We start from the raw sequence: 12842 nt of genomic DNA on the forward strand, positions 1-12842 counted from the left end.
CTTAGCTTCACTCTAATCAGGCGACATCATGACCGCAGAACCTGCATACTATCGCCTCTTTTTTTATCTCTTCTGCGCAATAAGGACATTTCTTTGTTTCGGTGTTGATGACTTCTTCCGCTTGAGGGTTGACTGCTTCTACGGGATTGGTAAATGCCCATACTAGTGCAACAATCCATCCAAGCGCAGTCCATCCCAGAACCACTGTTAGCACCCATATTGCAGTTGAGTTTTTGTGTCCTCTGACACTTGCGATAATTCCAGGTAGAAGATAAAAAATTATACCCAGAGCAAAAACTATCATTTCTCCCATTAGTCACCCCATCCTTCCGATTTACGCTTTGATTCAATCACGTCGAGTGTATCAAAATCTTTTTGCTTTCGAAGGATAATAGCGTACTGCCGGTATCCATGGTGTGCGGGAAGTTCAAACGCCCATGCGTGTGTAGCCATGCCATTCTTTCTTTTTATAGTATTAAGCTCCTCCCATCTTTCATCATGCTTCCTTCTCAAGGCTTGCGATGTTAATGGAGCCAATGCTATTTGCTGCTTGCATAACTCAACTGTCTTATTCAGATTGTCGCCAACAGCTCGCAGTTTATAGTGTTTCTTGATTTTTTCCTGAAGACCGAAATGAAGTTGAATGATTTTGTCGTCGCTTAAATGACGCAGCCCATCCAGCCACTCCCCCTCTGTCATATCCCTATCCCCTTTGATAAATGTGCCAAAAGAGTAGCAGGGATCGGGCGACGACAAAACCCGCAGATAAGCGGGTTAGCAATTATAGTGGGTATTACCGTTTCAACCTGTCCATTTCCGTCTTCCAATCCTCATCAGGAAGATTGTAGAAAGATAGCTTTACCCGACCACTGATAAGCGCACATATCGCCGCCTCAGTGAAAATATAAACCCCACGCAATCGCGTAGATAACTTTGTGTAGGTTAAATCTATGGATAGACCACCTTTGAAAGTATCTTTCCCATCCGATATCTCTTCGGCTTTCTGTGCTGTTTTAGCGGAAAACGACATTGCTTATACCTCAAGTAAAATGAGTAGTGGGTTTCGGCAGGATGGATACGACTTTGTTGTAAACAGCGCTGACAACCTTAAAGAAATTGCCATTGCCATCATCGAGTCCAAGCCCTTCTGGGGTGCAGTCGCGTCTGCTATTTGGGCATTTAGCCGAAGACATAAACATAAGACCGTGTATGTCGAAAAGGATGGCTACAAGTTTAAGGCATCAGGCATGTCGCAGGAAGATCTCTCCAAAGCCATCACCGATGCGACCAAACTGGTTATAACTGAACGGGAAACCCGAGAGTAAAACAAAAAGCCCACCTGAGTGGGCTACTTGCTCAGCCTCTGCTTCTTCATCGCAAAATAGTCATCAACAACAGAATCGTACTCTTCCTTTGTGAATCCTTCCTGCTGCGGGTATTTGGCATTAAGAAGCATGATGAATTCCGTCATCGTCAGGTTTTCAGCCTCTTCACGTGTCATGCCGAAGTGATGGCGGGCCGCGTTGATGTACTCACTGGCGTGAAATTCAGTAGTCATACCACCGCCTTCATGGCGCTGTAGCTTGCGCACCTTAGCTTTGCCGACAACTCCGTGGGTCATCAGATTTTGCGCAAGGATTATCATATCCTGCGCAGGCAGCAGACCAGGCCGCCACATAATTCCTCGCCGCCGTGACTTTGCAGGCTGCATCCATCCCACCAGGTCGGTAATGTCATCGTCGCAACACGCCGTGAGCACAGTATGTGCCGCCATGATTGCTTTTCGCGTTAGCAACCCACTGTGGATGTATTTAAGTACGCAATCCGGTATACGACCTTTATGAGAATACGCAGCTACAGCCCGGCGCATGAGCGGTGTAACCTCGTCGTTGCAAAGGTCGTAAAACGTCTGGACAATTTCTGCTGGCTCGGCAATTCTGGACATTGCCAAAAAAGACGGACGGAAAAAATAATCCGCATCCCCTGCGCTAATCAGGCATTCTCCAAACTCTTTAATCGGTGTCATTCATCCTCCATAACCATTATCAAGGGCAACCGTAGCCACCCTTTGTAATGGTTATGCTGTAACTGTAACTGCACAGGTGGCGGTCTTGCCGCCATCAACAGTAGTTGCTGTGATGGTTGCTGAGCCTGCCGCTACACCGGTTACCAGACCGCTGGAATTAACCGTGGCCTTGCCTGCGTCAGAGGTTGACCAGGTTACCGTTTTATTCGCCGCATCAGATGGAGATACTGTCGCTGTAAGTTGACGTGTGTCATCAACGGGAATACTCGCCGTAGTCGGGCTAACAGTTACTCCAGTAACGGTGGTGTTATTGATATCCTCAACACTGACAGTTGAGCCATCGGCCACTTTAAACTCAGTGGTAAATGTCACGATATCGTCAGTGCCACCATCGTTGCTCAGAGCTGTGATGACCATGTAACCCTGAATCATCAACTGCCCAAAGAACATACGCACCCACATTGTCGGCTGACGGCTGGCATTAACTTCACCAACGTAATATTTGATGAATTTATACACACCATACTGGTCAGCCTTATCGTTAACCCGCACCTCACCCTCAAATGACAGGGTCAGGTCGTTGGAGGTGACGATATTCTCCACCCAACCTTTAGTATCATCAGCGGATGAAGTAGTCGTGTTGGGACTCATGTCGAATGTTTTCGACGTACCAGCGGCCAGGAGTTTAAAATCCGCCTCATCCGGCACGGCATCAGCGCAACCATCTGCCACTTCGACAATGACGGCGCGACCAAATAGCTTGGTATTATCGTTCTGGCAGACTGCCATAGATAAATTCCTCTCGTTTAGATATGAAAAAACCGCCCGTAGGCGGCTTGATTGGTATGTATTTGGTTACTCACCGTACAGGCAGGCAAATTGCAAACGCCAGACCATGCGCCCATCAGTAGTTAAAACTGGTGATGGCATACCGCCCATGTTGGTGATTTGCCCGACGCAAGTGTCGGTGAGGGGATTTTGTTGAACGTAGTCGATGATAGCCTGAGCATCAGCCTCTGATTTGGCGTATTCGCCTTTCGCCTTTCCTGAAATCAGGTCGACCAACACGTAATGGTCTGATCCGATATCCCGGTCTACTGCCGTGCCGCCATTTGGCCTGAATACGATGAATCTTTCGGCTAAATTTCCGCTATCCGTCCATAACAGTGACTGAACGGTGTAGTCAGTAGTTAGGTTGGCCCTTGTAATCATATTTTTTACGCGTTGATGCATAGGAGGAGTCACAAGCTCATCTCCCTCTTAATGGCCCTATCTATGGCATCCTTCATATCTTCGAATCCTTTGGTAAGGAACTCTTTCTGAGCTGTTGCCCGGCGGAAGGTTTGCGGAACATTCGGATCATGCACATAAATCGCGTAATTAGCCGAGTATCCCACCCTGCCAGTTACTTTAGCCCCGTTGACGTAAAGCTCACGGAACTGACTATTGAGCAGCGTAGACGTATCTATGGGGGTGTATAGCGCCGCCTGAGAGCTGCCGATAATCAATGCTGATTGAATGGCTCGGACTACCTTACGGCCCTGAACATCATGAATAATTCGGTTCAGATTAGCCTTTGCCTCGCGAATACCGTGAACTTTAGCGCCCATGGCTAGACTCCCGTCAAAATTGCGAAATCATCAGCCAAGCGCTCGAACGTATCGGCATACTGTATAACCTGCCTAACCTCATCAGCGCCGGCCACAATCGGATCAGACTCGGTTGACTCGCCAATCAGCAGGTAATCACCTGCCGCTGCCAGCGCATACTCAGTCCAGATAGTGTTCTTCACGACGATTTCAGCGCCCAGGCTGCCGATGCGCTTTGACAGGCCGCCCTCGTAATCACAGAGAATCTGCTCAGGCGGTTCGTAGCCTCGCGGGTCGCCATATTCATCATTACCTGCCAGCTTTCGCCAGATGGTCGCAGTGGCGGTATAAGACCAGTTAGCAACCGAAGACATGCCCTATTCCCTCCATCGCAGTACAATTGCGCCTGTCTCCCGGATTCGCGGGCAGTTGATGAACCACTCGCCGTCCGATTTAACATAGCCGGTCGTCTCCCGCCCGGTGTCCGTTAACACCCAAACACGGGCGAATGATCGTGGCATGCCATGCTTAACCGATTTCCAGTTCATGAATTGCGCCCAATAAAAAAGCCACCCTGAGGTGGCCTGATTGCGTTACGAACTATCGCCCGTGATTTTCGTGGAATCCATACTTAACTTCAGCCATCTTCCTTGCAGCTATCGCATCGTTTTTATCTACGAAATAGCCGAGATATACGAATTTGTTGCCGTGATAGATATAGGCCTTCCACTTATTATCGCGTGGCACATAGCTAACCCCTGCAACTCCGCTTGAATTATTAGCTGGCATTTTCTGGTTTGTGGCGTTACCGACAGGATCGGTCACTCGCAGATTGATTATCCTGTTGTCTGACCGGTCTCCATTGATGTGATCAATCCATCCTTCCGGGTATTCACCATAATGCATTGCCCATGCAATGCGATGAACACCCATCGGTTTTTTGGAGACTTCAACGCGCCAGTAACCTTTATTCATCGAACCGGCATTTTTACCAGCAAACCGTGCATTCCATGCAGCATGGTCCCGTTCTCTGCCGAAGTGTGTGATAGGCCGAACTTTCCAGACCATCAGGCCTGATAAGTGGTCATAAGAAAAACACTCATGCAAATACTCAATGCTGGGGCATTCAGAATTGTTCATGTAACCTCACAGTAGGTTTCACAGATGATGTGGTGCGGCAGGGAGGTCTGTGTTCCTCCTTTTCGACTGGCCGGTCTAGCCGCGTGCTTATTTTACCGCTTTCAGCACCCACCAACAACGAGAAAGAGCCCAACGCTGCTACCGGCGCTGATGGGTAACTCTCCTGCGCAGCCGCTGGTATCGAGTTTCGCCAGTGAGTCGCGCAACCAGGTGATGCTGTCATCGCCATATTCAAACGAACGGGACGCACCAGACGGCGCGCCCTGCGATTTGATGCGACGCGCGCCGGACGACGTAGCCATCAGCGCAGCGGCATACATCAGGATCAGCTTCGCTGTGCACTCGTCATGCCCCGCACCATCGAGGCACGGGATAATCTTGTTCACCACGCAGAGAATCGGATCGAGCAGCGCCGTCGGAATGGAGTAACCCAATTCACCGAGGAACGCCTGCACGTCTGCCGCCGTGATTGGGTCAGCCATGGTTATTTACCTTTTTTCTTGCTGGAGTTGTCCTCCGGCGGCTCCGCAGCATCAACGCCCGGCGAGGCCACCTCAAACATCTGATCGTCATCAGTGAGGATTTCCACCAACCCGGCATTCTCCCAACGGTGCGCAGTACCACGATCAACTTCCACCTTTGAACCAACCTCCAACTTTCGGAGGTTGGCACCAGTGAACAGGTTATTGCCAATTACCTTTACCAGTACCATTCGAACATCCTTAGCTGCTCGCGAAGAGCACGCCGTGTTTCAGGTTGATATCCTGCTTAACCATCAGGCCAGCAGCTCCCCAGGTGCGCCAGATATAATCGCTGTTGTAGAACTGGCGAGGGTCTGCAACGGTGCCAACGGCCTGACCAACAACAGGAGCAATGACACCAGCAGCCAGAGGCACTACCAGAATCTGGTTACCTTTTAGCTCAGCATCTTCTTTCACGGCAGCGATACCGGACAGCTTCAGGATTTCATCCAGTACGGTCCGTGTCTTGTTCTGGGTATCGAAGTACTGCTCCCAGTTAGACATAATTTCACTGGATACATACCAGGTCTGCTGGCCATATTGATGGTTCTGAAGTTTCAGGACATCACGCAGTGCAATGGCACCTTTGCGGATAGCATCAGGGTCGGTGCTGGTTGAAAAGTTGATGTTCAAACCAGATGCACCGAGATCAACCAGGCCGACGCGGTCATCGTTCTTCAAACCTTTCCACGTCTTACCGTCGAAGGTAACGAAGTTCCCTTCAGAGTCACGGAAGCCGTTGAACATGTAGTCCACAATTTTGCGACGAACGTCGTCAACCGAACCGCGTTGGGCATCAGCCAGCGATGCCAGGGCTGAACCTTTATTGAAGATTGGATCACGCCAGTGGAATTTAAAGCCGGAGTCATGCACCGGCACCATTGTGCCGTCGAAGCTGTACGCGCGAGCATCCAGCGCCGCACCAATTTGTCCAGACATCGAGGTGTGAGCCCAGCCACGACCGCCGGTACGTGCGTATTCGTACACCGACTCTTCCAGTCGTACGGAGCGAGACAGTGGCATCAGGTCGTTGAACAGTGTGAACTCAGTGTTCGGCTCGAACTGGGCCAGAACGGTCTGATCGTACGCACGATACATGCGACGAATATCATCTACTGCGTTCACAGCATCCAACTGGCCTTGCTCACCAAAGCGAGCCCGAGCGATGAAATCGGCCACGGCCTGGGCGCTCATATTGCGCGCCATCTCCAGTTCGCGGAACTGCGCCTGGTTTACTTCGAGGTTACCGGTTCGTTCACCGATAGAACGGGAAAATACAAGCATTCAGTTGCTCCTTACTTGATAACGACGCGCAGAAGATCCCCTGCGGCAACGGTGTACGCCGTGTCTTCTTCGACAAATGCGCGAATGGATTCATCGGCCCCGACAGCTTTCACTTGCCCATCAGCGATGGATAGCGGCTGGTCTTTTTTGTACGTACCGGCAGCGGCGCGTACGTTCAGGAACATTCCCTGCATCGGATGAATTCCCACCACCAGTTCATTAGCCGGGATTGCATCATCAACCGTCTGACAGCGCAGATAATCGAAGTCGGCGACATAGAGCATCGCCTTTTCGTTACCATCAACTGACGCAGTAAACTTGCCCTCGACGAAAGTACCGATGGTGCCGGGCTTAGTAGCCGCCGCAGCAGCACCTTCGCGGTTTAATAGTGGGTTGGGGAATACGCCGCCGGCGTGAATTACGTGTTTTCCATCTTTAGCCATTTTTTTACTCCGGCATTTCGCTGACTGATTGGGTGTTATTGGCCTGGCGGAATGCACCATTCAGGCCGGTGGATGTCTGGCACTGAGCAAACAGCTCTTTCAGCGGCTCTCCGTCCAGTGCGTTCACGGCGACATCGGTCATGCCGAACTTGGCTTTCACCGCAGCGCGCTGCTCTGACTTCTCTTTATCGGCATTAACGGTCATACCAGATTTAACCGCGGCGAGATCGTCAGCAAACGGCTTAAACCATGCCGGGGCTTCTGCCTGGTTGTTGGCGCGATCACGCTCCTCTTTTTCAGCTTTTTCGCGGGCGGCCTTCTCTTCAGGCGTTTCTTCTTTTTTGCTGTCAGCGTTTTCTGCCAGCATCTGGTTATATGCGTCCATCAGTTCGGCATCGGTTTTACCCTCAACCGATTTACCTTTGGCGTTCAGCGCATTAACGATGAGCTCTTTCATCGGGTCTGTTTCCTTCTGGGTTGAATCGCTGTTGGCGCCGAAAAACGCCTTTAGCTGGTTGAAAAATGTTTTGAATGCTGGGTCTTGCTGGTCCGGGGTGGTGGACTCTTCGAGATTGACGACCTCGATTTCGACCTCATCACCCTCGGAGTTAACGAAAATTCCAACGCCCTCATCCGGCGTTCCGGCGCCCGGCTCATCAAGCAGCACCGCCACATGGTCAAACATCATGTTGGTGGCGATCTCGTTGTACTTCTTACCCTTCGATTCGCCGTTGGCGGCAATGCCGGAATAAAGCAGGCCGGTGGAGATGTGGATTGGGTCGGAGTTGGTACCCGCCAGCATCTCATCCAGACGGTTAATGAGGCGCTTGCCCTTGTCGCTGGATTCGGCGTACTGGCGGTTGACGTACATGTCTCCCGTCACTTTTCCGTCGTTGTGACTGACGTTCTGAAGCCACGCCCCGACGTGGTACTCGTTCACCGCCCGAACATCTCGAGCCGACACATGCTTGCCGTCCACTTTCGGGTGGCCCAGCGGCATCGGATTACGCTCGAGCGTGTTGTAGGCCTTTTCGATTTCTGCTGCCGGGTACAACTTCCGGTTCATCACGATATCGTCCACGACAGGCGTGATGCCGCGAACCACGATATGTGGCTTGCCGTCGATGGTTTCAGTTGTGATATTTGAAGCGGAGTTGACGACGGTCAGCACGTTAACGCGGTTGCGTTTCATGCTTGGTCCTCGTTATTGGATTTTTCGTAGCATCGGCGCTCTACAGCACCAGGGGAAATAGTCCAGCGCAGTGACGCACTGGTAGCTCACGGTTCGACCGCAACCACAGCACCAATAAACAGTCACGCAGCCTCCTTGGTGGTCCACTGCTGACGCTCTTTCTTCAGCTTATCTTCCAGACCTTCGTTGAAGATGCTGCCGTCATCGTTGAGTAAGACCGGTATCTGACTGCAATAGCAGTTGTATCGGTTGCCATTCTCGGCGTAGAAGTCCCGAACTTCTTCGGTGGTGTAGACCTTGCCGTGACGGCCTCCATGCCACCATCGAGTCGTTGGCTTGAGCGCTGACAGCCATAGAAGGCCGGTATTCAGACCCAGCCTGTCAGATGCCCAGTCGGCTTCATTCCATTGTGCTTGTCGCAGCGCGCCGACCTGCTCAGTCTGAGCGATGTTCTTCGCCTTCGACATGCTGACATCGAGGCGTTTGCTGATAACGCTGGCCGTCTCGCGAGGATTTACCCCTCGCGCTACCGCATCGGTGATGATGCTGGTCAGGTCGCCGCGAGCTGTATCGCTGATAACCTTCCAGTCACTGAAAGTTGTCAGCCGTGCCGCTGCTATCTGGTTCAGATAACCGGGGCTGCTTAAAAGCTGCTGCATCGTCGTCTGACTGGCGTATACCTGAGACTGCACCGACAGGTTGGTGTAGGCGTTTAGTGTGCCTCGTTCATATCCCGCAATGACGTAATCCATCACCCATAGGTTCTGGCTGCCGCCATAAAGAAGTTCATCATCCAGAATCGACTGCACAACCTGCATCAGGTCGGCCAGCTCAGCGGCGGTCATGTCATAGATGAACTTACCGGCATTGACCTGGTACAGAGAAGGTTCTGCACCTTGGTTGTTGCACATCATCCAGGACTGCTGTGAGTTCGTTTCTCGATGCTGCCCTGTCAGCCTTATATCAAATAGTTCCTTTAGCCTGCGCTTAATGTTCAGATACCGGTCTTCGATATCATTGAACATCTTGCTGACCTGCCGCGATGACTGCGTAGGGTCAACTTTATTGCGCGGTACGATTGGCGTCCCGATTCTGGTTTGTGCTGTCATCATCTGTCAGCGGATCCTTATCGGTTTGCTTTACATCAGGGTTAGGTGGTTGCGCTACCTTGCGAGGCTCCAGTTCGCCGACTGCGCGGATTTCGTTTTCATCCACTGCCGGAGTGCCGTATGCCTGCTGAGTATCTTTCGCCACTACAGCCATTGCCTGCATGTTGGCAATCTTCTCTTTTTCGCTCGGTGCGAGAAGATCAGACCATGCCAGCGTGATCTCTCCGGATGATGGCGGGTCAATGACTCCAACCGTCCAGAAGCGTTGAAGCACGCTCTCAACCACCATCGACTGAAATCCCCAGCGGCGACCGTTGCAGCGCTTTGCCCAGTCCGTTTTGTCCTCATCGGAGGCAAGGCGCCCTGTCTGCTGACCGAACAGAATGGTGAACGGGCACTGAATCGAAGATGAAAACTCGTTGGCGGCCACCGTCCATGTAGGAGATGGATCAGCAGCTGCAACGGAGAGCACCGACGGCGTGCCGGCCTGCATTACCAGGGCGGCATCAGTGCCTCGGTTCATCTTGGAGACTTTGTCGTTGAGAGCTTCGCCAAGGTCTTTGTAGCCAGCGTCTGTGGCTGCCTTCGTCAGGTTCGAAATGTTGGTTTCTTTGTCGAACGCAATACCGAGCTGGCGGCTGGCATTCTTCAGGAACCCTTCTGCACTGCCGCCCGATACTTTTTCAAGGTCAAGCAGTTTGTTATATCCCGCGCGCAGGAAAGGCACACCAGAGAGCATGTTCTCGTCTTCTGAGCCTTCGCAAAGAATGATGATTCGCTCAGGGTGTACAGTAACGCTGCGCGCCGGTCCATACGTACCATCATCCCCTATTGGCTGCTCGTTAAAGTTGTACGAAACTGGCTGGCCGTACGTTTCTGAAAGCGTGTCGGTGTCGAAGTTGCCCGGCTTTATCTGCGACTCCCACGCGGGGAGCAGCTTAACAATGGCCTTGTCTTTCAGCAGCGCCACCACCGACCTGTCTACCGGCTCATGCCACTCCCTGCCGTCGCGGAACTGAATGAGCAATGCCGAGTACCGGCCAACAAGATTGCGGCGATCCGCATCCTTAATTTTCGGCCAGTGCTTCTTCAGCAGCTTAGTGGCTGACTTTTCCCAGTCCGTTGTCTCGGTTGACTCCTTGCCGTCGTCACCGTCGATGATAGTCGGGTTATCAACCCAGCACGAATCAAGAAGCTTATGTACGGCAGCAAACGCCACCGCGTTCCGCTCATAGGCCCGGTAGTAGCGGTCGAACTCGAGGCTGTTTGGATAACCGAACTCATCCCACAACTTCGTGCGTTTGGTGTTTCCCGGCTGACCTGCGTACAGCATGCGCTGCCGCCCGATAGCATCAGCAAGGGCATTAACGAGGAATGAAACCTCGCTTTGTTGTTCACTCACTGATGAGCTCCTTAGAAGAATACTGCGCCGACCTGCTTGTGGTTGTTCTTCGCTACTGCAAAGTAACGGAAGCCGTCAGCACCGTGTGATGTAAAGTCATGAAGCGGCTTGTCTTTCCAGCAACCGCGCTTGTCGTCCCACTCCTTGCGGTAACCTTCGAGGTGAGATATTCCCTCTGCACATTTATCCTCATCGAAGACGCAGGACGGGAGAATTTCACGCACCGACTCAATGCCAGTATCGACCCCCGTTTTCGGAACAACATTGAACGTCATCGAGTACACCTGACCATCGATTTCATATCCTTCCTGAGCAAGCTCTTTACGGGATTTTGCGTCAGCTCCGAACTCTCGGTTCTCGATGTCATGCGGCCCCCAGTGTTCGCCGTACTCATAGCCCCTGTCCTTCAGCACCTTCATATAGTGCCTAAGTCCCTCGCCAGAGTTTTCGTAGTAATCGATGATGTGGAACTCTTCGCCAACCTCACGAACGAACCAGATCGCCGTGGAATCGCCCACGCCGATATCCCAAAACGTGTGGACTGGCAGGTGTGAGTTATCCGGGATTTTGCCGATTCGCTTATTGGTGTAGAGCCAGCGGAACTGTTTGGCGTAGTACGCGCCCTCAACTGACTGCTGGAATGCCTCGGCCGGAATGGTCGGGTATTCGCGCTTCATGTCGTCGCCGAGCGTTTTCTCTTTGGCGTAGTACCATGCTTTCTGGCGTTCGTTGACGACTACGCCGTGCTTCGCCTCCATCTCGGAGAAATACTCAAGCAGGCGCGCCGGCAGAGGTTCAACAGGGTCGATTGCGTACTGTGGGTTCTTCCACCAGGAGAAGAAGAAAAATTTCCAGTCCAGTGCTGAAAGTGGCTTACCCTGGAGCAACGCTTTCTCTGCCGTCTGGCAGTAATCGAAAAAGTAACCCGCCCGACCCTCTGCCGTACTCTCGATTGTAGCGAAGCATCCCGTCGATACAGCTTCAAACGCACCAGTGACGATCTCACGGGCTTTGTCTGGATACTTGGCGCATATCTTCCCGAACTCGGAAACGTGCAGGTAACGCAGCGTACCGCCACGGAATGAAGTGCTGACATATAACGACCCACCCTTCTGAAATACCAGCTCCCCTGAAGAGTCATTGCTCGCCGGGTTCGCAGCTTTTATTTCTTTTGGCAGCTTGTCGTATGCGTATTTGACCTTCTCGCGGAACAGGCGCTTTGCGTCATTCAGCGTGTGGGCTATTAGCGCGCACTTCGCCGACTCGAACAGTGCCGCATCGAGCTGGATAATGCACACCTCAGTGGTGAATCCGAGCTGCCGAGCTTTCAGGATGATGTTACGGGTGTGGATCCCCTCGAAGTATTCCCGCTGTTCAGGTGTCATCCTGAAACGCGTTGGCTTTCCCTCTTTGTCGGTGATCCAGTAGAGATTATTCAGCCGCCAGTCTTTATCGGACAGCAGCTTGATGTGCTCAGGTTTCATTACGCCCCCTGAGACAGTGAATCCATAAGGTCAGAAAGTTGCTTAACAGAGTTGTCGCCTTCCGGCCCGTCGATATCGTAGGCTTGTCGCTCAAGTCCTATCAGGTTCTTCAGCGCGTCGCTCAGTGCCTTAGCCGACTTAACGCGCTCCGGCATGCTGATGACCTTGTGGTAAATCTCATTGAGCTTATCCAGGCCTTTGTCGTTGGGGTCAAGCATCAACTCTCCGAGCTTCTCCAGTGCGGCCACGTCTGCGCACTCTGCGCCAAGTTCATCAAACAGGGCGTTGGTTATCTGCCGGGCGCGCTTAATGTCCCCGCGATGCTCCATGCGGACGTTGGCTATTACCTCGGCCGTCGCCTCGATGAGTACGCGTTCGTTAAAAGTGACTTCACTGCGTACCTGTTTGCGTACCTCCGCTTTGCGTACCAAATCGTCAGCGCGTTCTTTCACCTTTGCATTGAGGTCACGCGACCAATCATCGCGCTTGGCACGCTTACGGATAGCCCCTTCGCTTATGCCATGTTGCGATGCTATTTCACGTAGAGACATCACCCCGGCCCGGTAAGCCGTCTCGATAGCCTCCCAATCCGGTTTTGCCATTACTGTTTCCTCAGGTTGTCATTATCGAAGCCCCTCAGCGAAGAGCTTCT

General features: G+C 52.2%; 18 protein-coding genes. 1 reads left to right on the forward strand and 17 read right to left on the reverse strand.

Annotated features, from left to right (window positions below; all coding sequences use genetic code 11):
- Positions 1-16: 16 nt before the first annotated feature.
- Positions 17-313 carry a superinfection immunity protein gene (locus tag AC6I4B_RS16820; protein WP_497766807.1) on the reverse strand — a complete coding sequence of 99 codons (297 nt, stop codon included), beginning with the start codon at positions 311-313 and terminating at the stop codon, positions 17-19.
- Complete coding sequence (locus AC6I4B_RS16825; protein ID WP_497766808.1) at positions 313-699, reverse strand: hypothetical protein; 387 nt, start codon at positions 697-699, stop codon at positions 313-315. The genes AC6I4B_RS16820 and AC6I4B_RS16825 overlap by 1 nt, the downstream gene beginning before the upstream one ends.
- A gap of 251 nt (positions 700-950) precedes the next feature.
- On the opposite strand from AC6I4B_RS16825, the gene AC6I4B_RS16830 reads away from it, so the two are divergent.
- Positions 951-1325: a hypothetical protein gene (locus AC6I4B_RS16830; protein WP_497766810.1), complete on the forward strand. Its 375-nt coding sequence runs from the start codon at positions 951-953 to the stop codon at positions 1323-1325.
- 23 nt (positions 1326-1348) lie between these two features.
- Here AC6I4B_RS16830 and AC6I4B_RS16835 read toward each other — a convergent pair whose 3' ends face one another.
- The 15 genes from AC6I4B_RS16835 to AC6I4B_RS16905 all read right to left on the reverse strand — a co-directional run bounded on the left by AC6I4B_RS16835 (position 1349) and on the right by AC6I4B_RS16905 (position 12792).
- Positions 1349-2026 carry a DUF6246 family protein gene (locus AC6I4B_RS16835; RefSeq protein WP_497766811.1) on the reverse strand — a complete coding sequence of 226 codons (678 nt, stop codon included), beginning with the start codon at positions 2024-2026 and terminating at the stop codon, positions 1349-1351.
- A 51-nt stretch (positions 2027-2077) separates the two neighbouring features.
- Positions 2078-2815 (reverse strand): Ig-like domain-containing protein, encoded by a 738-nt coding sequence (locus AC6I4B_RS16840; protein WP_497766813.1) that lies wholly within the window; start codon positions 2813-2815, stop codon positions 2078-2080.
- 66 nt (positions 2816-2881) lie between these two features.
- Positions 2882-3271 carry a phage tail termination protein gene (locus AC6I4B_RS16845; RefSeq protein WP_497766814.1) on the reverse strand — a complete coding sequence of 130 codons (390 nt, stop codon included), beginning with the start codon at positions 3269-3271 and terminating at the stop codon, positions 2882-2884.
- Positions 3268-3636, reverse strand: coding sequence for an HK97 gp10 family phage protein (locus tag AC6I4B_RS16850; RefSeq protein WP_497766816.1), 369 nt, complete (start codon positions 3634-3636; stop codon positions 3268-3270). Before AC6I4B_RS16850 ends, AC6I4B_RS16845 begins: the two co-directional genes overlap by 4 nt.
- A 2-nt stretch (positions 3637-3638) precedes the next feature.
- Complete coding sequence (locus AC6I4B_RS16855; RefSeq protein ID WP_497766818.1) at positions 3639-3989, reverse strand: hypothetical protein; 351 nt, start codon at positions 3987-3989, stop codon at positions 3639-3641.
- Between the two features lie 226 nt (positions 3990-4215).
- Entirely contained in the window at positions 4216-4755 is a 540-nt protein-coding gene (locus tag AC6I4B_RS16860) for an HNH endonuclease (protein ID WP_497766819.1), read from the reverse strand.
- 101 nt (positions 4756-4856) lie between these two features.
- Positions 4857-5237, reverse strand: coding sequence for a DUF7370 family protein (locus AC6I4B_RS16865; RefSeq protein ID WP_497766821.1), 381 nt, complete (start codon positions 5235-5237; stop codon positions 4857-4859).
- 2 nt (positions 5238-5239) lie between these two features.
- Entirely contained in the window at positions 5240-5467 is a 228-nt protein-coding gene (locus AC6I4B_RS16870; protein WP_497766822.1) for a hypothetical protein, read from the reverse strand.
- 10 nt (positions 5468-5477) lie between these two features.
- Complete coding sequence (locus AC6I4B_RS16875; RefSeq protein ID WP_497766824.1) at positions 5478-6560, reverse strand: major capsid protein; 1083 nt, start codon at positions 6558-6560, stop codon at positions 5478-5480.
- 11 nt (positions 6561-6571) lie between these two features.
- On the reverse strand, positions 6572-7003 hold the full coding sequence (locus AC6I4B_RS16880; protein ID WP_497766825.1) for a hypothetical protein: 432 nt from the start codon (positions 7001-7003) through the stop codon (positions 6572-6574).
- A 4-nt stretch (positions 7004-7007) separates the two neighbouring features.
- Positions 7008-8195: a DUF2213 domain-containing protein gene (locus AC6I4B_RS16885; protein ID WP_497766827.1), complete on the reverse strand. Its 1188-nt coding sequence runs from the start codon at positions 8193-8195 to the stop codon at positions 7008-7010.
- A gap of 122 nt (positions 8196-8317) precedes the next feature.
- Positions 8318-9304 (reverse strand): phage minor head protein, encoded by a 987-nt coding sequence (locus tag AC6I4B_RS16890; protein ID WP_497772211.1) that lies wholly within the window; start codon positions 9302-9304, stop codon positions 8318-8320.
- Complete coding sequence (locus AC6I4B_RS16895) at positions 9258-10706, reverse strand: DUF1073 domain-containing protein (RefSeq protein ID WP_497766828.1); 1449 nt, start codon at positions 10704-10706, stop codon at positions 9258-9260. Before AC6I4B_RS16895 ends, AC6I4B_RS16890 begins: the two co-directional genes overlap by 47 nt.
- Positions 10707-10717: 11 nt before the next feature.
- A complete protein-coding gene (locus AC6I4B_RS16900; protein WP_497766830.1) occupies positions 10718-12190 on the reverse strand; it encodes a terminase in 1473 nt (490 codons plus the stop codon).
- Positions 12190-12792 (reverse strand): hypothetical protein, encoded by a 603-nt coding sequence (locus AC6I4B_RS16905; RefSeq protein ID WP_497766831.1) that lies wholly within the window; start codon positions 12790-12792, stop codon positions 12190-12192. Before AC6I4B_RS16905 ends, AC6I4B_RS16900 begins: the two co-directional genes overlap by 1 nt.
- Between the last annotated feature and the right edge of the window lie 50 nt (positions 12793-12842).

It is taken from the genome of Kluyvera fluvialis, assembly GCF_059725275.1.